General features: G+C 41.5%; 18 protein-coding genes and 1 other RNA gene. 17 read left to right on the top strand and 2 right to left on the bottom strand.

The features are described 5' to 3' along the window. Positions 1-111 precede the first annotated feature (111 nt). Both pbp1a and recU read right to left on the bottom strand, forming a co-directional pair. On the bottom strand, positions 112-2,265 hold the full coding sequence (gene pbp1a / locus SNAG_RS08090) for a penicillin-binding protein PBP1A (protein WP_096408283.1): 2,154 nt from the start codon (positions 2,263-2,265) through the stop codon (positions 112-114). Then, the gene (recU, locus tag SNAG_RS08085; RefSeq protein WP_000248765.1) at positions 2,262-2,858 is read right to left on the bottom strand and encodes a Holliday junction resolvase RecU; all 597 of its coding nucleotides are present in this window, start codon (positions 2,856-2,858) and stop codon (positions 2,262-2,264) included. Before recU ends, pbp1a begins: the two co-directional genes overlap by 4 nt. Before the next feature lie 67 nt (positions 2,859-2,925). Between recU and SNAG_RS08080 the strand changes: the two genes are divergently transcribed. The 17 genes from SNAG_RS08080 (at position 2,926) to SNAG_RS07995 (ending at position 19,959) form a co-directional block, all read left to right on the top strand. Continuing rightward, positions 2,926-3,453, top strand: a complete 528-nt coding sequence (locus SNAG_RS08080; RefSeq protein ID WP_096408281.1) for a DUF1273 domain-containing protein — start codon at positions 2,926-2,928, stop codon at positions 3,451-3,453. A 69-nt stretch (positions 3,454-3,522) separates the two neighbouring features. Next, on the top strand, positions 3,523-3,852 hold the full coding sequence (gpsB, locus tag SNAG_RS08075; RefSeq protein WP_000146521.1) for a cell division regulator GpsB: 330 nt from the start codon (positions 3,523-3,525) through the stop codon (positions 3,850-3,852). A gap of 28 nt (positions 3,853-3,880) precedes the next feature. Next, positions 3,881-4,262: RNase P RNA component class B (gene rnpB / locus SNAG_RS08070), an RNA gene on the top strand. A gap of 84 nt (positions 4,263-4,346) precedes the next feature. Further along, complete coding sequence (locus SNAG_RS08065; RefSeq protein ID WP_096408278.1) at positions 4,347-5,504, top strand: THUMP domain-containing class I SAM-dependent RNA methyltransferase; 1,158 nt, start codon at positions 4,347-4,349, stop codon at positions 5,502-5,504. Between the two features lie 12 nt (positions 5,505-5,516). Continuing rightward, a complete protein-coding gene (gene mapZ, locus SNAG_RS08060; protein WP_096408275.1) occupies positions 5,517-6,956 on the top strand; it encodes a cell division site-positioning protein MapZ in 1,440 nt (479 codons plus the stop codon). 75 nt (positions 6,957-7,031) lie between these two features. Next, the gene (gene gndA, locus SNAG_RS08055; protein WP_000158765.1) at positions 7,032-8,456 is read left to right on the top strand and encodes an NADP-dependent phosphogluconate dehydrogenase; all 1,425 of its coding nucleotides are present in this window, start codon (positions 7,032-7,034) and stop codon (positions 8,454-8,456) included. Positions 8,457-8,467: 11 nt separating this feature from the next. After that, on the top strand, positions 8,468-9,157 hold the full coding sequence (locus SNAG_RS08050) for a response regulator transcription factor (protein WP_096408273.1): 690 nt from the start codon (positions 8,468-8,470) through the stop codon (positions 9,155-9,157). Between the two features lie 98 nt (positions 9,158-9,255). Beyond that, positions 9,256-10,254 (top strand): choline-binding protein CbpJ, encoded by a 999-nt coding sequence (cbpJ, locus tag SNAG_RS10055; protein ID WP_096408270.1) that lies wholly within the window; start codon positions 9,256-9,258, stop codon positions 10,252-10,254. A gap of 17 nt (positions 10,255-10,271) precedes the next feature. Next, complete coding sequence (gene cbpC, locus SNAG_RS08040) at positions 10,272-11,291, top strand: choline-binding protein CbpC (RefSeq protein ID WP_096408268.1); 1,020 nt, start codon at positions 10,272-10,274, stop codon at positions 11,289-11,291. A 121-nt stretch (positions 11,292-11,412) separates the two neighbouring features. After that, the gene (mvk, locus tag SNAG_RS08035) at positions 11,413-12,291 is read left to right on the top strand and encodes a mevalonate kinase (RefSeq protein WP_096408265.1); all 879 of its coding nucleotides are present in this window, start codon (positions 11,413-11,415) and stop codon (positions 12,289-12,291) included. Continuing rightward, complete coding sequence (gene mvaD, locus SNAG_RS08030) at positions 12,273-13,226, top strand: diphosphomevalonate decarboxylase (RefSeq protein WP_096408262.1); 954 nt, start codon at positions 12,273-12,275, stop codon at positions 13,224-13,226. The genes mvk and mvaD overlap by 19 nt, the downstream gene beginning before the upstream one ends. Beyond that, complete coding sequence (locus tag SNAG_RS08025; protein ID WP_096408260.1) at positions 13,213-14,220, top strand: phosphomevalonate kinase; 1,008 nt, start codon at positions 13,213-13,215, stop codon at positions 14,218-14,220. Before mvaD ends, SNAG_RS08025 begins: the two co-directional genes overlap by 14 nt. Continuing rightward, a complete protein-coding gene (gene fni, locus SNAG_RS08020) occupies positions 14,204-15,205 on the top strand; it encodes a type 2 isopentenyl-diphosphate Delta-isomerase (RefSeq protein ID WP_096408257.1) in 1,002 nt (333 codons plus the stop codon). Before SNAG_RS08025 ends, fni begins: the two co-directional genes overlap by 17 nt. A 38-nt stretch (positions 15,206-15,243) precedes the next feature. Then, positions 15,244-15,768, top strand: coding sequence for a hypothetical protein (locus SNAG_RS08015; RefSeq protein ID WP_096408253.1), 525 nt, complete (start codon positions 15,244-15,246; stop codon positions 15,766-15,768). Positions 15,769-15,902: 134 nt separating this feature from the next. Then, positions 15,903-17,903: an SEC10/PgrA surface exclusion domain-containing protein gene (locus SNAG_RS08010; RefSeq protein ID WP_269456853.1), complete on the top strand. Its 2,001-nt coding sequence runs from the start codon at positions 15,903-15,905 to the stop codon at positions 17,901-17,903. Positions 17,904-18,265: 362 nt separating this feature from the next. Next, positions 18,266-18,964, top strand: a complete 699-nt coding sequence (gene liaF, locus SNAG_RS08000) for a cell wall-active antibiotics response protein LiaF (protein WP_000714482.1) — start codon at positions 18,266-18,268, stop codon at positions 18,962-18,964. Beyond that, positions 18,961-19,959, top strand: coding sequence for a sensor histidine kinase (locus SNAG_RS07995; RefSeq protein ID WP_096408248.1), 999 nt, complete (start codon positions 18,961-18,963; stop codon positions 19,957-19,959). Before liaF ends, SNAG_RS07995 begins: the two co-directional genes overlap by 4 nt. Position 19,960: the final 1 nt, after the last annotated feature.

Raw genomic sequence — 19,960 nt, 5'->3', positions numbered from 1 at the left:
TTCATAGAATAGAAAAACCTGAGAAGATTTCTTCTCAGGTTTTTCGAATTTAATAAAAAAGAAAGTTTGTATAGTATGAAAAAATCCACCCAATTTTGGGTGGATCATATTTTAAGGTTGTGCTGGTTGCGGGTTCTGGTTTTGGTTTTGTTGACCAGGAGTGGTATTTGGTTGTTGCGTATTGTTCTCGCTTGTACCTGAATTTGGAGTTGTTGTACTTGCTTGTGTACTAGAACTCTCTGAAGTTGAGCTAGAGCTTTCAGGTGTTGGACTTTGCTGAGGAGCAGGAGCAGTCCAGGCAGGACGTGCACCTTTTTTAAAGACAAATTCTCCACCTCTGTAGAGTCCTTCTGGCATAGTCCAGTCGCCAGGATGATCATCTTCAGATAGATAAGTCATCATCGAACGGTAAACCTTAGCAGCAACATAGAAGCCATCACCAACAATAGGAGTCAGGCGGTTCGAGTAACCAGTCCAAACGGCCATTGAATATTTACGAGTATAGCCAACGAACAATTCGTCAGGAGCTACATAACCAGTGTTCTTGACGTAGTTTTCAATCTCATCATCTGTGTAGTTTGATGTACCAGTTTTACCAGCTTGTGGCAACCATGGGAGGTAGGCTCCTCGACCAGTTCCATATGCCAGGACAGTTTTCATCATATCCGTCATCATATAGGCTGTTGTCTCTTTCATGGCACGAGTACCAGGATCAGAGAATTCTTTTGAACTGCCATCACTGAAGACAATTTTGTTGATATACATTGGCTTGCGGTAGATACCACCGTTAGCAAAGGCAGCGTAAGCAGCAGCCATTTTCTCACTACTTGCTCCATACTTTTTGTTTGATTCAGTTGTGTTACTTGAAATCGCGTTGGCATAGTGCATATCTGGGTAATCAATACCAAGTCCATTTAGGAAGGTCTTGGCTTTATCCAGGCCGACTTTGTTCAAGGCTTCTACAGCTGGCACGTTTCGTGACTGTTGTAGGGCGTACTGTAATGTAATATTTCCAAAGTAACTTCTATCCCAGTTGTAAACAGGAGTATCTGTTCCAGGATAATTGTAAGGAACATCGTGAACAATTGAAGCAGTTGAATCATAGATACCGTACTCCAAGGCAGGAGCATAGTCTGTGATTGGTTTCATGGTAGAACCCCAGTCACGATTGGTTTCAACAGCTTGGTTGATTCCGAAGGAAACATTGCTTGATTGGTGACGAGAACCTAATTGGGCAATGACTTTCCCGTTTGTCACATCAACGATTGTTGATGCCACTTGCATTTCATCATCTGGATAGTTGACATACTCGTCAGTATTGTAGATATCCCAGAGATGTTGTTGAACTTTAGGATCAACGTTGGTGTAGACATCCATACCAGTCGTTAAGAGATTGTAGCCTGTTTCTTGTTCGACTTGATCGATTACCTCTTTGAGATAGTTGTCCATGTGTGGAGGATAACTATTAGCCGATTTTAGACTTTGAAGTCCGTCCGTAATTGGAGTATTGATTGCTTTTTCATATTGCTCAGCTGAAATGTAACCTTGTCCCTTCATCTCAGAGAGGACGAGATTGCGTCGTTCTTGAGCCGCTTCTGGATGTGAGTATGGATCATACTGATTTGGAGCCTGAGGCATTCCGGCAAGGAGAGCCAACTGAGGGATACTCAAATCTTTGAGGTCCTTGCCATAGTAATTTTGGGCAGCAGTTTGCATACCGTAGTTACCGTTTGACATGTAGACCTTGTTGATGTAGTAGGTCAGGATTTCTTGCTTGGTTGCTTTCTGTTCAAGTTGAACGGCTAGCCAAGCTTCTTGAGCCTTACGTGAAAGGGTCTGGTCCGACGTTGATGTAGAGAAATAAGTTAATTTAATCAGCTGCTGCGTTAAGGTTGAAGCTCCCTGAAGGCCTCCACCACCACGAAGATTTCGTAGAGTGGCACCGAGGATACGAATAGTATCAACCCCACGGTGATTAAAGAAACGATGGTCTTCAATTGATACGATGGCATTAACCAACTCAGTAGGGATTTCATTTGCTTGCGCATTTACCCGACGTTCTGATCCAAGATCGGCAATGAGTTCATCGTTTTTGTCATAGATCTTGCTAGACGTTGTAGCGACTAATTTACTTTCAGATAGGGCCGGAGCCTTGCTGACATAGTAGAGGAAGAGTCCCCCGCCTAGCACAACTGCTGCGATAAATACAGTTAAGAGACAGATGCTGACATACTTAGCTATTCGCAGGAAAATTTGTTTGTTCATCTTGTTTTACCACCCAGTAAATGTTCTTTGATAATATCGAGATAGGGAATCTGAGGAAAGGCACCAGGCTCAATTCTATATCCATTTTCTTGAATATATCCAAGTGGCATTGACTTTTGTCCCATATCTTGATGATAGAAACGAATCAAGTCAATGGCCGGCAATAAGTAGGTTTCTTGCTGAGAAGAAAAGTGAAGGAGTACAAAGCAGATCCCTTGTTGGGCAAGGACTTGTTCCATGTGTTGGATCTGATGGAGATGAAAATTCTTCATCGGGATCGCATGTTTCTGCCTAGTTTCCTTTGCTTCAAAGTCGATGTAGTATCCATCATAAACCCCCGAATAGTCTGTTGTTGAGGCCTGTCTGAAGTAGGCTTCAACGATCTTGGCTCGACTTCTTTGGGGATAATCGACACGTACGATTTGGATGGGAGTCGGTTTCTTGTGGATAACAGCCAGCCCATGCGACAAGTAGTAGTCGTTCGTAGCATTGATCATCTTTTCAAAGGACATCCCCCGATTTGCGAAATTTTTAGTTTTTGAAAGGGATGGTTGTCTTTTTTGTGATGAAATTTTATGTGGATAGTTGACCATAATTCTCCTTATTGGTACAATAACATCACTCTATTATACCATAAAAGTATACAGAAAGGATGAAAAAATGCATACAGCCTTGATTTTAGGCTATTCCGCCTTCGACCTTGGTCTCTTTAATGACAAGGATATTCGTATTGACATTATCAAAAAAGCCATTGGTAGAGACTTGGAAGGTCTAGCAGAGGAAGGGGTGACCTGGCTTGTCTTTACAGGGACTCTGGGCTTTGAATACTGGGTGCTTCAAGTAGCTAAAGAAATGAAAGAAGACTATGGATTTCAATTGGCGACCATTTTTGATTTTGAAACCCATGGCAGTAATTGGAATGAAGCAAATCAAGCCAAATTGAGTGAGTTCAAGCAGGTTGACTTTGTCAAATATGCCTATCCACAATATGAGCACAAGGGGCAACTGCGTGATTATCAGAAATTTCTGCTGGAGAATACAGATACTTGTTATCTTTTTTACGATGAAGAAAAGGAAACCAAGTTACGATATTTTTACCAAATGATGAAAAATCAAGCGGACTATGTTACAAGACGATTAACATTTGAGGACTTGAATGAAATAGTAGAAAATTTTTCCGAAAAGTAAGGCTTTGACCTTGATTTTTACTTATCTTTTTTTATATAATAATACTAGTAACCCAGAATGGAGAGAGACATGGCAAGTATTATATTTTCAGCAAAAGATATTTTTGAACAAGACTTTGGACGTGAAGTTCGTGGATATAGCAAAGCAGAAGTGGATGAATTCCTTGATGATGTGATTAAGGATTATGAGACTTATGCGGCTTTGGTCAAATCTCTTCGTCAAGAGATAGCGGATTTGAAGGACGAATTGTCTCGTAAACCACAGTCAGTTCCAACTCAGCCTGATTCTATCGAAGTTACCGCTTCTACCTCGATGACAAACTTTGATATCTTGAAACGATTGAATCGACTTGAAAAAGAAGTGTTTGGTAAACAAATTTTAGACAATGAAGATGTATAATTGAGTGTCTATCAAGTGCATAAATGCAATTTTTGGATAATCGCGTGAAGAGATTCTCTTTTCATGAGGAAAGTCCATGCTAGCACAGGCTGTGATGCCTGTAGTGTTTGTGCTAGGCGAAACCATAAGCCTAGGGACGAGAGATCGTTACGGCAGTCGAAATGGCTAAGTCTTCGGATAGGTCAGATTAGGCTTGAAAGTGCCACAGTGACGGAGTCTTTCTGGAAACAGAGAGAGTGGAACGCGGTAAACCCCTCAAGCTAGCAACCCAAATTTTGGTCGGGGCATGGAGTGCACGGAAACGAACGTAGTACTCTGACTGCTAGTAGCAAGATGCTGTTAGTGGTAGACAGATGATTATCGAAGGAAGTGGTCCTAGTCACTTCTGGAACAAAACATGGCTTATAGAAAATTGCATATAGGTTGGGGCTGAGAAATCTTTCTCAACCTCATTTTTTAAAGTGAACAAAAGAAAGGTCTTACAAGACTGTAAAATGAAAAAAGAATTTAATTTAATCGCAACTGCTGCAGCGGGTCTTGAGGCTGTCGTTGGACGTGAGGTGCGAGAACTAGGCTATGATTGCCAGGTTGAAAATGGGCGTGTCCGCTTTCAAGGAGATGTGAAGGCAATCATCGAGACCAACCTTTGGCTTCGTGCAGCGGATCGCATTAAGATTGTAGTCGGAAGTTTTCCAGCTAAGACTTTTGAAGAACTTTTTCAAGGCGTTTTTGCTCTAGATTGGGAAAACTATCTCCCGCTAGGAGCACGTTTTCCGATATCAAAGGCAAAATGTGTGAAGTCTAAACTCCATAACGAGCCCAGTGTTCAGGCTATTTCCAAGAAGGCTGTTGTAAAGAAATTACAAAAACATTATGCCCGTCCAGAAGGGGTTCCCTTGATGGAAACTGGTCCCGAGTTTAAGATTGAGGTATCTATCCTGAAAGATATGGCAACTGTCATGATTGACACGACAGGTTCTAGCCTTTTTAAACGTGGTTATCGTACGGAAAAGGGTGGAGCGCCTATCAAAGAAAACATGGCAGCAGCCATTTTACAACTCTCTAACTGGTATCCAGACAAGCCCTTGATTGATCCGACCTGCGGATCAGGAACCTTCTGCATCGAGGCTGCTATGATAGCTAAGAAGATGGCCCCTGGTCTTCGCCGTTCCTTTGCTTTTGAAGAATGGAACTGGGTCAGCGATCGGTTAATTCAAGAAGTGCGTACGGATGCTGCCAAGAAAATTGACCGTGAACTGGAACTGGATATCATGGGCTGTGATATAGATGCTCGTATGGTTGAAATTGCCAAAGCAAATGCTCAAGCAGCAGGTGTGGCAGGTGATATCACCTTTAAGCAAATGCGGGTACAAGACTTGCGCTCGGACAAGGTAAATGGTGTCATCATCTCCAATCCGCCATATGGTGAGCGTTTGTCTGATGATGCAGGAGTTACCAAGCTCTATGCTGAGATGGGACAGGTGTTTGAGCCACTGAAAACCTGGAGTAAATTTATCCTGACCAGTGATGAAGCATTTGAAAGTAAGTACGGAAGCCCAGCTGATAAAAAACGAAAACTGTATAACGGGACCTTAAAAGTGGATTTGTATCAATACTTTGGTCAGCGTGTGAAACGTCAGGAGTTAAAATAGAAAGGTGAACTCATGAGTAAGAAAAGACGTGATCATCATAAAAAAGGACATCAAGAACCCAAATTTGACTTTGATGAAGCAAAAGATTTGACTGTTGGTCAAGTGATTCGTAAGAATGAAGAGGTGGAGGCTGGAGTATTGCCCGAGGACAATATCTTAGACAAATACATCAAACAGCACCGAGAAGAAATCGAAGCCGACAAGTTTGAAACTCGTCAGTTTAAAAAAGAAGAACTAGCTTCCACTCAAAGTCTAGAAGATATGATTCAAGAAGTGCGAGAATCTAGCGAGACTTCTGAAGAAGTCGAAGAAACACATCTTTTTACGGAGGAAGTTTCTGGCGATACAGAGGAAACGGAGGCTGCTAGTGTTGTGCTGTCTCCTCTAGATGAAGAAAATGAAGAACTGGAACCACTTGTATTAACCAACACAGCAACAGAAGAAGAGACAGAAAGTCCAGAAGAGGAAGAAGTGATTGTTCCTCTATCACGCTCGGCTCAGGCGGAGCCTGAGAAAGACTCTAAGAAAAAGGGAATGATCATCATTGCCTCAGTGGTGGCTGCAATTCTTGTTCTTGCTGGAACGTATTATGTCTACCGACAAGTATCTCGCTCAAACCAAGAAATTCAGGCTTCTCAATCATCTTCAAGCAATCAGGAATCGCAAACCGACTTGCAAGAGTTTAATACGCTCTATGATGCCTTTTATACAGATGCCAATAAGACAGCTTTGAAAAATAGCCAGTTCGATAAGTTGAGTCAACTGAAAACCTTGCTAGATAAGTTAGAAGGTAGTCGTAATCATACATTAGCTAAGTCAAAATACGATAGTTTAGCAACTCAAATCAAGGCCATCCAAGATGTCAATGCCCTCTTTGAAAGTCCGGCAATCACTGACGGTGTCTTGGATACCAATGCGAAAGCTAAAGCAGACGCTAAGTTTACAGAAATCAAAACAGGTAACACAGAATTAGACAAGCTCTTGGATAAGGCCATTAGCCTCGGTAAGAGCCAACAAACCAGCGCTTCTAGTTCAAGTTCAAGCTCTAGTCAAGCAAGTTCAAGTTCAGCTACAGAAAGCAATGTGAGCAGCACGACACCTTCAACAAGTACCACCGCACCAGCTAGAGATACCAATGGTGGTTTGTCGAGTGATGGTGTTAACCTTCAAAGAAGTGCTAGTCGTGTACCCTACAACCAAACAGCTGTAGACGATAGCAACAACCCTGCTTGGACTTTTGCAGATGGTGTTTTGGAACAAATCCTAGCAACATCACGTGCTCGCGGTTATATCACTGGCAACCAATATATCCTAGAACGGGTCAATATCGTAAACGGAAATGGTTATTACAACCTTTACAAACCAGATGGAACCTATCTCTTCACCCTCAACTGTAAGACGGGTTACTTTGTAGGGAACGGTTCTGGTCACGCTGATGACTTGGACTACTAGGAGACCGTTACAAAATTCTTTCCTTTCATAGGTAAAAATGATAAAATAAAACATATTAAACAAGAGGAGTGTCACATGACAAAAGCTAACTTTGGTGTCGTAGGTATGGCCGTAATGGGTCGTAACCTTGCCCTAAATATCGAATCTCGTGGCTATACAGTTGCCATTTACAACCGTAGTAAAGAAAAAACAGAAGATGTGATTGCTTGCCATCCTGAAAAGAACTTTGTGCCAAGCTATGACGTGGAAAGCTTTGTAAACTCAATCGAAAAACCTCGTCGTATCATGCTCATGGTTCAAGCTGGACCTGGTACAGACGCAACTATCCAAGCCCTTCTTCCACACCTTGACAAGGGTGATATCTTGATCGACGGAGGAAACACTTTCTACAAAGATACCATCCGTCGTAACGAAGAGTTGGCTAACTCAGGCATCAACTTTATCGGTACTGGGGTTTCTGGTGGTGAAAAAGGTGCCCTTGAAGGTCCTTCTATCATGCCTGGTGGACAAAAAGAAGCCTACGAATTGGTTGCTGATGTTCTCGAAGAAATCTCAGCCAAAGCACCAGAAGACGGTAAACCATGTGTGACTTACATCGGTCCTGATGGAGCTGGTCACTATGTGAAAATGGTCCACAACGGTATCGAGTATGGTGACATGCAATTGATCGCAGAAAGCTATGACTTGATGCAACACTTGCTCGGTCTTTCTGCAGAAGATATGGCTGAAATCTTTACTGAGTGGAACAAGGGTGAATTGGATAGCTACTTGATTGAAATCACAGCTGATATTCTTGGACGCAAAGACGATGAAGGTCAAGATGGCCCAATCGTAGACTACATCCTTGATGCCGCAGGTAATAAGGGAACTGGTAAATGGACTAGCCAATCAGCTCTTGACCTTGGTGTGCCATTGTCACTTATCACTGAGTCAGTATTTGCCCGCTACATTTCTACATACAAAGAAGAGCGTGTACATGCTAGCAAGGTCCTTCCAAAACCAGCTGCCTTCAAATTTGAAGGTGACAAGGCTGAGTTGATCGAAAAGATCCGTCAAGCCCTTTACTTCTCAAAAATCATTTCTTACGCACAAGGTTTTGCCCAATTGCGTGTAGCTTCTAAAGAAAACAACTGGAACTTGCCATTTGCGGACATCGCCTCTATCTGGCGTGATGGCTGTATCATCCGTTCACGTTTCTTGCAAAAGATCACAGATGCTTACAACCGTGATGCAGATCTTGCTAACCTTCTCTTGGATGAGTACTTCTTGGATGTCACTGCTCAGTACCAACAAGCAGTGCGTGATATCGTAGCACTTGCTGTTCAAGCTGGTGTACCAGTACCAACCTTCTCAGCAGCCATTACTTACTTTGATAGTTACCGTTCAGCTGACCTTCCAGCTAACTTGATCCAAGCGCAACGTGATTACTTTGGTGCCCACACTTACCAACGTAAAGACAAAGAAGGAACATTCCACTACTCTTGGTATGACGAAAAATAAGTAGGTCTGCCATGGGGAAACGGATTTTATTACTTGAGAAAGAACGAAATCTAGCTCATTTTCTCAGTCTGGAACTCCAAAAAGAGCAATACCGAGTCGATTTGGTAGAGGAGGGGCAAAAAGCCCTCTCCATGGCTCTCCAGACGGACTATGACTTGATTTTACTGAATGCTCATCTGGAGGATATGACGGCCCAGGATTTTGCAGACAAGCTGAGTCGGACAAAACCAGCCTCAGTGATTATGGTCTTGGACCATCGCGAAGAATTGCAAGACCAGATTGAGACAATCCAGCGCTTCGCCGTTTCTTACATCTATAAGCCAGTGATTATTGATAATCTGGTAGCTCGTATTTCAGCGATTTTCCGAGGTCGGGACTTCATTGACCAACACTGTAGTCAGATGAAGGTTCCAACGTCATACCGCAACCTACGTATGGATGTAGAACATCATACCGTTTATCGTGGCGAGGAGATGATTGCTCTGACGCGCCGTGAGTATGACCTCTTGGCTACTCTCATGGGAAGCAAGAAAGTCTTGACTCGTGAGCAGTTATTGGAAAGTGTTTGGAAGTACGAAAGTGCGACAGAAACCAATATCGTGGATGTTTATATCCGTTATCTACGTAGCAAGCTTGATGTAAAAGGTCAAAAAAGCTACATTAAAACCGTGCGTGGTGTTGGTTACACCATGCAAGAATAGAAAAGCAGTTGCAGTTGTGTAACTGCTTTTTTTGAGGGGCTTCTATATATTGACATACAGTCGGGTCTTTGCTACAATCAGTTATGGAGGAAGATCTAATGAAATTTTTGAAAAAAATGTTGCAAGTTCTACTAGCAGTCTTTTTCTTTGCTTTGCTAGCGACTAATACCGTATTGGCGAATGATGCTGATTCAGAAGGCTGGCAATTTGTCCAAGAAAATGGTAGAACCTACTACAAGAAGGGGGAACTCAAAGAAACCTACTGGCGAGTGATTGATGGGAAGTACTATTATTTTGATCCTCTATCTGGAGAGATGGTGGTCGGCTGGCAATATATTCCGTTTCCATCTAAAGGTAGTACAATTGGTCCTTACCCAAATGGTATCAGATTAGAAGGTTCCCCAATGCCAGAATGGTACTACTTTGACAAAAATGGAGTGCTACAAGAGTTTGTTGGTTGGCAACAATTAGAGCTAAAAGATTCCTTAACCGTTGGGAAAAAACATGGTGAAGGCTGGGAAGGTCCCGAAGTTCTTAAATTAGCATACTACTACTTTGATCAAGATCATTCTTTAAAGACAGGTTGGCTTTATGATCAATCTAACTGGTATTACCTAGCAAAAACAGGAAATTCTGGGAATAAGAATCTTGGTGGTGAGAAACGTTCTGGTTGGATTCAAGATGCTTCCACTTGGTACTATCTAGATTCAGAAACTGGTATCATGCAAACTGGTTGGAAGCAAATTGGCAATAAGTGGTACTACCTCCGTTCATCAGGAGCTATGACAACTGGCTGGTATCAGGAAGGCTCAACTTGGTACTATTTAGATGCTGAAAATGGCGATATGAAAACAGGCTGGCAATATCTTGGTAACAAGTGGTACTATCTCCGTTCATCAGGAGCTATGGCAACTGGTTGGGTGAAAGACGGCTCAACTTGGTACTACCTCAATGCAAGTAATGGCGATATGAAGACAGGTTGGTTCCAAGTCAATGGAAACTGGTATTATCTCAATTCAAATGGAGCAATGGTTACAGGTAGCCAAACTATCGATGGTAAAGTTTATAACTTTGCTTCATCTGGTGAGTGGATTTAATCTTGGAGGAGATACAAATGAAGCTTTTGAAAAAAATGATGCAAGTCGCACTAGCAACATTTTTCTTTGGTTTGCTAGCTACAAATGCTGTATTTGCGGATACCACAGGTGGCCAATTTGTTGATAAGGATAATAGAAAATATTATGTAAAAGATGATCATAAAGCAATCTATTGGCATAAAATAGACGGTAAAACTTACTATTTTGGTGATAGAGGAGAGATGGTTGTCGGTTGGCAATACGTAGAAATTCATGGAACAGGTTATCGTGATAATTTATTTAATAATCGTCCAGTCTTAGAAATTGGGCTTCAACAGAAGTGGTACTATTTTGGACAAGATGGTGCTTTGCTAGAACAAACAGATAAACAAGTACTAGAGGCAAAAACGTCTGAAAATACAGGAAAAGTATACGGTGAACAATATACTCCATCTGCTGAAAAGAGAACTTATTATTTTGATAATAATTATGCTGTAAAGACAGGCTGGACTTATGAAGACGGCAATTGGTATTATTTAAATAAGCTAGGAATTTCTGGCGATGATTCTTACAATCCACTACCAATTGGTGAAGTTGCTAAGGGTTGGACTCAAGATTTCCATGTTACTTTTGGCATTGATAGAAGCAAACCTGCTCCATGGTACTACTTAGATCCAACAACTGGCATCATGCAAACAGGTTGGCAACATCTTGGTAATAAATGGTACTATCTCCGTTCATCAGGAGCAATGGCGACTGGCTGGTATCAGGAAGGTACCACTTGGTATTATTTAGACCAACCAAATGGCGATATGAAAACTGGTTGGCAAAACCTTGGGAACAAGTGGTACTATCTCCGTTCATCAGGAGCTATGGCAACTGGTTGGTATCAAGAAGGTTCGACTTGGTATTATCTACATGCAAGTAATGGAGATATGAAGACAGGCTGGTTCCAGGTCAATGGCAAATGGTACTATGCTTATAGCTCAGGTGCTTTGGCGGTGAATACTACCGTAGAAGGCTATTCTGTCAATTATAATGGCGAATGGGTTCAATAATGAAAGAGGCGATTGTGAAGGAAACAATCGCTTTTTTTGTGAAAATATAATAAAATAGATAGGAAAGAATAAATACTTGTATGAAAAATGAGACGGCTTTTTCGTCTAGCAAAAGGAAAAAATGACAAAAAAAGTTGGTGTCGGTCAGGCACATAGTAAGATTATTTTAATAGGAGAGCATGCTGTTGTTTACGGTTATCCTGCTATCTCCCTGCCTCTTTTGGAGGTGGAGGTGACTTGTAAGGTGGTCCCAGCTGAAAGTCCATGGCGTCTTTATGAGGAGGATACCTTGTCTATGGCGGTGTATGCTTCACTTGAACATCTAAATATCAAGGATGCCTGCATTCGCTGTGTGATTGATTCGGCTATTCCTGAAAAACGAGGGATGGGTTCGTCAGCGGCTATCAGTATAGCGGCCATTCGAGCTGTTTTTGACTACTATCAAGCTGACCTGCCTCATGATATACTAGAAATCTTGGTTAATCGGGCTGAGATGATTGCCCATATGAATCCGAGTGGTTTGGATGCCAAGACCTGTCTCAGTGACCAGCCTATTCGCTTTATCAAGAATGTTGGTTTTACAGAACTTGAGATGAACCTATCTGCCTATTTGGTGATTGCTGATACGGGCGTGTATGGTCGCACTCGTGAAGCCATCCAAGTGGTTCAAAGCAAGGGGAAGGATGCCCTACCGTTTTTGCATGCCTTGGGAGAATTGACCCAGCAAGCAGAAGATGCGATTAGACGAAAAGATGCTGAAGGACTGGGACAAATATTCAGTCAGGCACATTTACATTTAAAAGAAATTGGTGTCAGCAGCCCTGAGGCTGACTCACTGGTTGAAACGGCTCTTAGCAATGGTGCTCTGGGTGCCAAGATGAGCGGTGGCGGGCTAGGAGGCTGTATCATAGCCTTGGCATTCAATCTGGATCAAGCACAAGAACTAGCAAAACGATTAGAAGAGAAAGGAGCTGTTCAGACATGGATCGAAAGCCTGTAACAGTACGTTCCTACGCAAATATTGCCATTATCAAATACTGGGGAAAGAAAAAAGAAAAAGAGATGGTTCCTGCTACTAGCAGTATCTCTCTGACTTTGGAAAATATGTACACAGAGACGACCTTATCGCCTCTACCGACAGATGCGACTGCTGATGCCTTTTATATCAATGATCAGCTCCAAAATGAGGCGGAGCATGCCAAGATGAGCAAAATCATCGACCGCTATCGTCCAGCAGGTGAGGGCTTTGTCCGTATCGATACCCAAAACAACATGCCAACTGCAGCGGGTTTGTCCTCCAGTTCCAGTGGTTTGTCCGCCTTGGTCAAGGCATGCAATGCTTATTTCCAGCTTGGATTGGATAGAAGTCAGTTGGCACAGGAGGCTAAGTTTGCTTCGGGTTCTTCCTCTCGTAGTTTTTATGGGCCACTCGGTGCCTGGGATAAGGATAGTGGGGAAATCTACCCTGTAGAGACAGACTTGAAACTAGCTATGATTATGTTGGTGCTAGAAGACAAGAAAAAACCAATCTCTAGCCGTGATGGGATGAAACTTTGTGTGGAAACTTCGACGACTTTTGATGACTGGGTGCGTCAGTCTGAAAAGGACTATCAGGAGATGCTGCTTTATCTCAAGGAAAATGACTTTACCAAAGTTGGGGAATTAACGGAGAAAAATGCCCTCGCTATGCACGCTACGACAAAAACAGCATCACCAGCCTTTTCTTATCTGACGGATGCGACTTATGAGGCCATGGACTTTGTCCGCCAGCTTCGTGAGCAAGGGGAATCCTGCTACTTTACCATGGATGCGGGTCCCAATGTCAAGGTCCTCTGTCAGGAGAAAGACTTGGAGCATTTATCAGAAATTTTCGGTCAACGTTATCGCTTGATTGTGTCAAAAACAAAGGATTTGAGCCAAGATGATTGCTGTTAAAACTTGCGGAAAACTCTATTGGGCGGGTGAGTATGCTATTTTAGAGCCAGGACAGTTGGCCTTGATAAAGGCGATACCTATCTATATGAAAGGAGAGATTGCCTTTTCTGATAGCTACCGTATCTATTCAGATATGTTTGATTTTGCAGTGGACTTGACGCCAAATCCTGCCTACAGTTTGATTCAAGAAACAATTGCTTTGATGAATGATTTCCTCGCTGATCGTGGGCAAACCTTGCGTCCTTTTTCCTTGGAAATCCGAGGGAAAATGGAACGGGAAGGCAAAAAGTTTGGTCTAGGCTCTAGTGGTAGTGTCGTTGTCTTGGTTGTCAAGGCTCTGCTTGCTCTGTATAATCTTTCGATTGATCAGGATCTCTTATTCAAGCTGGCTAGCGCGGTCTTACTCAAGCGAGGAGACAATGGTTCTATGGGAGACCTTGCCTGTATCGTTGCAGAGGATTTGGTTCTCTACCAGTCTTTTGATCGAAAGAAGATAGCTGCGTGGTTGGAAGAAGAAAACTTGGCGACAGTTTTGGAGCGTGATTGGGGCTTTTCTATCTCACAAGTGCAACCAGCTCTAGAATGTGATTTTCTAGTGGGATGGACCAAGGAAGTGGCTGTGTCTAGTGACATGGTCCAACAAATCAAACAAAATATCAATCCGAATTTTTTAACTTCCTCAAAAGCAACGGTATCTGCTTTGGTAGAAGCCTTGGAGCAGGGGAATGCAGAAGAAATCATCAAGCAGGTAGAAACAGCCAGTCAGCTTTTAGAAGGGTTGAGCCCAGATATTTACACTCCTTCGCTCAGACAGCTGAAAGAAGCCAGTCAAGATTTGCAAGCCGTTGCCAAGAGCAGTGGAGCTGGTGGTGGTGACTGTGGGATTGCCTTGAGTTTTGATGTGCAATCGACCGAAACCCTAAAAAATCGTTGGGCCAATCTGGGGATTGAGCTTTTATACCAAGAAAGGATAGGACATGACGACAAATCGTAAGGACGAGCACATCCGCTATGCCCTTGAGCAGAAAAGTTCCTATAATAGCTTTGATGAGGTGGAGTTGATTCATTCTTCCCTGCCTCTTTACGATCTGGATGAGATTGATTTGTCTACAGAATTTGCTGGTCGAAAATGGGACTTTCCTTTTTATATCAATGCCATGACAGGTGGGAGCGATAAGGGGAGAGAAATCAATCAAAAGCTGGCTCAGGTGGCAGAAGCCTGTGGGATTTTGTTTGTGACGGGCTCTTATAGCGCAGCCCTCAAGGATCCAACAGATGACTCATTTTCTGTCAAGTCTAGCCATCCGAAGCTCCTCCTTGGGACCAATATTGGCTTGGACAAGCCTGTCGAGTTAGGACTTCAGACTGTGCAAGCGATGAATCCTCTCCTCTTGCAAGTGCATGTCAATGTCATGCAGGAATTGCTCATGCCTGAGGGAGAAAGGAAGTTCAGAAGCTGGTATTCGCATCTGGCAGACTATAGCAAGCAAATACCTGTTCCTATTATTCTCAAGGAAGTGGGCTTTGGCATGGATGCCAAGACCATAGAGAGAGCCTATGAACTGGGTGTTCGAACCGTTGACCTGTCAGGTCGTGGTGGTACCAGTTTTGCCTATATCGAAAACCGTCGCAGTGGTCAGCGTGATTACCTCAATCAATGGGGACAATCCACCATGCAAGCCCTTCTCAATGCCCAAGGCTGGAAAGACAAGGTCGAACTCTTGGTCAGCGGAGGCGTTCGGAACCCACTTGATATGATTAAGTGCCTGGTCTTTGGTGCCAAGGCTGTGGGATTATCACGAACCGTTCTGGACTTGGTTGAAACCTACTCGGTCGAGGAAGTGATTAGCATCATCCAAGGTTGGAAAGCAGATTTACGCTTGATCATGTGTTCCCTTAACTGTGCCACCATAGCGGATCTGCAAAACGTAGACTATATTCTTTATGGTAAACTCAAAGAAGCAAAGGATCAGATCTAAAGAGGCCGGGACAAGAATCCCGCCCTTTTTGTAGCCTTTTGCCAACTATAAATACTTTATTAGAAGAATTTGAACAAAGATTAAAAGAAGATTGGTTTGAAAATCAGAAATTATACATTGAACAAGCTGAAAAAGTAGGTGAATTATTAGAGGATGTTAGGGGACGGACAGAAATATTACAGTCTGTAGCACCAGAATTGTCATTGGATGGTTACAATAGTAGATTAGAAGAAGTAGAAGAATTTTATAATAAGTTAAAGAATCAAGAATTTATACCACCTTTTAATCTTGAAAAATCCTTCAATAAGTTTAAGGAATTTTATATGGAGCAAGCAAATAAGAACGTGATTTCTTCTCTTGCCAATAAAATATATGAATTTGAAAAGTATCAGATTAAGAAGTATAAAGAAAAGATTGAAGAACAAAATAAAAATAGAGTTATAATTGAAATTTCGTTTAAACGGTATTTAGTCGAATTTTACAAGAATATAAGTGACTCTTTTTGGAGAAATGATTTTCTAAGCAATTTAGAGGATAATTTTGGTATAAAAACAAACCGCTAAGATTTTTTTCTTAGCGATTGTTATCTAGTTAAAATTTAATTTATGCATATAATATGTAAACCTTTACATCATTCAGGTATTTTGATATAGTTAAAGGAAGAAGCCTTTTTAAAGGTGTATAATTGGAGGATAGGATGTCAAAGAAAAAGAATCTTCAAGTTTTAACAACTGGTGTTGCGTTAGCGATTGCATCTATCGGGACAACAGCTTTGGCACAAGAAACAAGAGTAAAAACTACTGCAGTAAATGAACCTGCGTATCGGGTTTTACAAAATGAAGCAAAGAAATCATCTGATTTAAAACCACAGCTTGATGCTCAAGAAGCTGTTACTAAAAAAACAGAGACAGAAGTTAAAAACAATCAGTCTGAACTGGCTTTAAAAGAAAAATCTGTTAAAGATGCTCAAGAAGCTGTAGTGAAAGCCACTCAAACAGTTAAAGATACAGAAGCAAAAAATAAACAAATCTTGAAAAATGCTTCTAAAGCAGATGCCAACCGTGAACAAGCTATTAAATCAGCTCAAACCAATGTTAATACTAAAAATGATGCTGTCAAATTGGCTAAAGAAAAATTGGCAGGCGCTAACCAACATGCTGAAACAGTTGAAAGCAAATTGCAATCAGCTCAAGCTGAACTAAAATCTGCTCAAGATAAATTGGCAAATACTGGTGTTGATACAGTAACAATCGCAGACTTGACTCAGTTCAAGAAAGATAAAGCCGAAGGCGACTCAGATTTCATGACTGACTCTGGCGCAACTGTTATTGAAAACTCTTCAACAAAAATCAGTGAAGCTGATAAGAAAAAAACTGTTGAATTGGATAACTTGACTGAAGAGCAACAAAAAGAAGTCAGCCTATATGCTGCAAAAGTGTTAACTGCAATCCATAAACAATTTGGATTGAATGAAGTTACTGTTACAGACTCTGATCTTCGAATTGCACGTGAACAATCTAAAAAATATGTAGCGCGTGGAATCTCAGCAGAAAAAGCTGGTCACCTCAATGGTGCTTACCATGGTGAAAACATTTCACTTGCAAATGAAACAAAATCTATGACTATGTACGAACTCAAACAAAGAGTGTACGACGCAATCATGGGACAAACATTTGCAGACGCACCATCAAAATGGGGACATTCATATAACAACTTTGTTAACAACACAGTCGGAATTGCAACAGCTAACGTTGACGGACGTTTACACATCATCTCAACTCTTGACTTAGCTGGCGGAAACGTCATCAAAGACGAAAAAGACATCACATCCCTCGAAAAAGCTGTCGCAACAGCTAAATCAAATGTTGAACAAGCAACTACTGCATCAGAAAATGCTAAGAAAGCTTTGACCAAAGCTTCAACTGATTATGCAAGTGCACTTAGCTTGAAAACTGAAGCTGAAAAAGTCCTTGCAGACGCAATGGCTACACCACTTCAAGCTCAAGTTGCTGAAAACAACCTACGTTTGGCAAACATTGCACTTGAAAACGCTAAGAACCGTGAAGCTAAAGCAAAAAATAATGTAACTTCAGCTAAAGAAAAACTTAAAAAAAGTGTTTCGAAATTAGCTACAGAAAAAGAAAAACTTTCAAAACTGAAAGAACAGTACAAGAAACTTTTACAAACTGAATCAAACAATAAAGAAGTCTCTAAAGGTAGTTGGATTCAATCTTCTGGTCGTTGGTGGTACAAACATAACAATGGTTCATATACAACTAATGGATGGGAACAAATTAACGGAAAATGGTATCATTTTGATCGCTCAGGTTGGATGCAGACAGGTTGGTTGAAATCAAGTGGTTCATGGTACTATCTTAATAATTCAGGAGAAATGCAGACTGGATGGATGAAATCAGGTAATTCATGGTATTATCTCAGTGGTTCAGGATCTATGCAGACTGGATGGATGAAATCAGGTAGTTCATGGTATTATCTCAGTGGTTCAGGCGCTATGCAAACTGGATGGGCAAAATCAGGCAATTCATGGTACTATTTGAATGGTTCAGGAGCAATGCAAACTGGATGGTTCACAGTCTCAGGAAAATGGTATTATGCATACCGTTCAGGCGCTTTAGCAGTCAATACAACTACACCAGAAGGTTATAAGGTAAATTATAATGGTGAATGGGTAAAATAAGCACTTTTTACCATGCTAAAAAATCTTCTTACATATGTAGGAAGATTTTTTGGCTTCTCAAAACTAGTTTAAAAGATACGCTATTTAAACCATTTTTGAGAATGAATATAAAGGATATCCAGAAATCTAGTTGGTCAACCTTTGGTCAACTTTTGTATTTTGAATATATCTTAGATGTTGACGATGTCTTGGTATATCTGATACTCACTTATATATTATAACTTATTTCAACTAAGATAAAACTGTAGTGGTCTGAAAGAACCTAGTTTGTACGAGCGATTTCTGTCCTATCTCCTTTTTCCATCCTCAGACCGAGGTGACTTTTTTGAATTGTGATAAAATAGAAGGGAGAGGATGCAGCTATGAAAAAATTTCAAATCTTTTTATTTATTGAAGCCTGTCTGTTGACGGGAGCTCTGATTTTGATGGTATCAGAGCATTTTTCGCGTTTTCTGCTGATTCTATTCCTCTTTTTACTATTGCTCCGTTATTATACAGGTAAAGAAGGCAACAACGTATTCCTCCTTGTGGCGACTATTCTTTTCTTTTTCATCGTCATGCTTAATCCCTTTGTGATTTTAGCCATCTTTGTAGCGGTGATCTACAGTCTCTTTCTTCTTTACCCAATGATGAACCAAGAAAAAGAGGAGACTGACCTGGTTTTTGAAGAGGTGGTGACAGTAAAAAATGAACGCAATCCCTGGTTTGGCAATCTTCATCATTTTTCTAGTCACCAGACCTGCCAGTTTGATGATATCAATCTCTTTCGTCTCATGGGTAAGGACACCATTCATTTAGAAAGAGTTATCCTAACCAATCATGACAATGTCATTATCCTTAGAAAAATGGTCGGAACGACTAGGATTATCGTACCTGTAGATGTGGAAATTAGTCTTAGTGTTAACTGTCTTTATGGAGATCTTACCTTCCTTCATCAACCTAAGAGATCCCTTCGCAATGAACACTATCATCAGGAAACCAGAGACTACCTCAAGAGTAACAAGAGCGTCAAAATTTTCCTAACCAGTATGATTGGAGATGTGGAGGTGGTCAGAGGATGAAAAAGCAATCCTATCTATTAATCGGACTGACTTCTCTCCTTTTTATCCTCTTTTTAACCAATAGTCTGCTTGATATTTTTGAACTAGACTGGTCCTATTTGCTACAGGATATCGAGAAAACAGAAAAGTTAATCTTCTTAGTCTTGGTCTTTAGCCTTTCCATGTCCTTCTTTTTTGTCCTCTTTTGGCGCGTGATGGAAGAAATTTCTCGCAGAAAAATGCAGATCAATCTCAAGCGACTGCTAGCAGGAAAAGAGGTGGTTTCTTTTGCAGATCCAGACTTGGATGCCAGTTTCAAGTCCTTATCTGGCAAGCTCAATCTCTTGACAGAAGCTGTTCAAAAGGCTGAAAATCAAAGCCTGGTCAAGGAAGAAGCACTTATCGAGAAAGAACGGAAGCGGATTGCACGTGACTTGCACGATACAGTTAGTCAGGAGTTGTTTGCAGCCCATATGATTTTATCAGGTGTCAGCCAGCAGGCTTTGAAGCTGGATAGAGAAAAGATGCAGACCCAGTTGCAAAGTGTTGCGGCCATCCTAGAGACTGCTCAGAAAGATCTACGGGTCTTGCTCCTACATTTGCGACCAGTTGAGTTGGAAGAGAAGAGTTTGGTTGAGGGGATTCAAATCCTCTTAAAAGAGCTTGAGGACAAGAGCGATCTCAAGGTCAGTTTCAAGCAGAATGTGTCTAAATTGCCTAAGAAAATCGAAGAACATATCTTCCGTATTTTGCAGGAGTTGATTAGCAATACCCTCCGCCATGCCCAGGCATCTTGCCTAGATGTCTATCTCTATCAGACAGATGTTGAATTGCAGCTGAAGGTGGTGGATAATGGGATTGGTTTCCAGTTGGGGAGTTTAGACGACTTGAGTTATGGACTGCGAAATATTAAGGAGCGGGTCGAAGATATGGCAGGAACGGTTCAACTCTTGACAGCTCCAAAGCAAGGACTAGCGGTCGATATCCGTATTCCCCTGCTAGACAAGGAATCATAAA

Source organism: Streptococcus sp. NPS 308, assembly GCF_002355895.1.
Classification (GTDB): domain Bacteria; phylum Bacillota; class Bacilli; order Lactobacillales; family Streptococcaceae; genus Streptococcus.
The sequence above is the reverse complement of the archived record's forward strand: the minus strand, read 5'-3'. Positions and strand labels throughout refer to the sequence as shown.

What these genes read in the sequence shown, in the direction of transcription:
- pbp1a (WP_096408283.1), bottom strand. Translation starts at nt 2,265, where the DNA reads ATGAACAAACAAATTTTCCTGCGAATAGCTAAGTATGTCAGCATCTGT.
- recU (WP_000248765.1), bottom strand. Translation starts at nt 2,858, where the DNA reads ATGGTCAACTATCCACATAAAATTTCATCACAAAAAAGACAACCATCC.
- SNAG_RS08080 (WP_096408281.1), top strand. Translation starts at nt 2,926, where the DNA reads ATGCATACAGCCTTGATTTTAGGCTATTCCGCCTTCGACCTTGGTCTC.
- gpsB (WP_000146521.1), top strand. Translation starts at nt 3,523, where the DNA reads ATGGCAAGTATTATATTTTCAGCAAAAGATATTTTTGAACAAGACTTT.
- SNAG_RS08065 (WP_096408278.1), top strand. Translation starts at nt 4,347, where the DNA reads ATGAAAAAAGAATTTAATTTAATCGCAACTGCTGCAGCGGGTCTTGAG.
- mapZ (WP_096408275.1), top strand. Translation starts at nt 5,517, where the DNA reads ATGAGTAAGAAAAGACGTGATCATCATAAAAAAGGACATCAAGAACCC.
- gndA (WP_000158765.1), top strand. Translation starts at nt 7,032, where the DNA reads ATGACAAAAGCTAACTTTGGTGTCGTAGGTATGGCCGTAATGGGTCGT.
- SNAG_RS08050 (WP_096408273.1), top strand. Translation starts at nt 8,468, where the DNA reads ATGGGGAAACGGATTTTATTACTTGAGAAAGAACGAAATCTAGCTCAT.
- cbpJ (WP_096408270.1), top strand. Translation starts at nt 9,256, where the DNA reads ATGAAATTTTTGAAAAAAATGTTGCAAGTTCTACTAGCAGTCTTTTTC.
- cbpC (WP_096408268.1), top strand. Translation starts at nt 10,272, where the DNA reads ATGAAGCTTTTGAAAAAAATGATGCAAGTCGCACTAGCAACATTTTTC.
- mvk (WP_096408265.1), top strand. Translation starts at nt 11,413, where the DNA reads ATGACAAAAAAAGTTGGTGTCGGTCAGGCACATAGTAAGATTATTTTA.
- mvaD (WP_096408262.1), top strand. Translation starts at nt 12,273, where the DNA reads ATGGATCGAAAGCCTGTAACAGTACGTTCCTACGCAAATATTGCCATT.
- SNAG_RS08025 (WP_096408260.1), top strand. Translation starts at nt 13,213, where the DNA reads ATGATTGCTGTTAAAACTTGCGGAAAACTCTATTGGGCGGGTGAGTAT.
- fni (WP_096408257.1), top strand. Translation starts at nt 14,204, where the DNA reads ATGACGACAAATCGTAAGGACGAGCACATCCGCTATGCCCTTGAGCAG.
- SNAG_RS08010 (WP_269456853.1), top strand. Translation starts at nt 15,903, where the DNA reads ATGTCAAAGAAAAAGAATCTTCAAGTTTTAACAACTGGTGTTGCGTTA.
- liaF (WP_000714482.1), top strand. Translation starts at nt 18,266, where the DNA reads ATGAAAAAATTTCAAATCTTTTTATTTATTGAAGCCTGTCTGTTGACG.
- SNAG_RS07995 (WP_096408248.1), top strand. Translation starts at nt 18,961, where the DNA reads ATGAAAAAGCAATCCTATCTATTAATCGGACTGACTTCTCTCCTTTTT.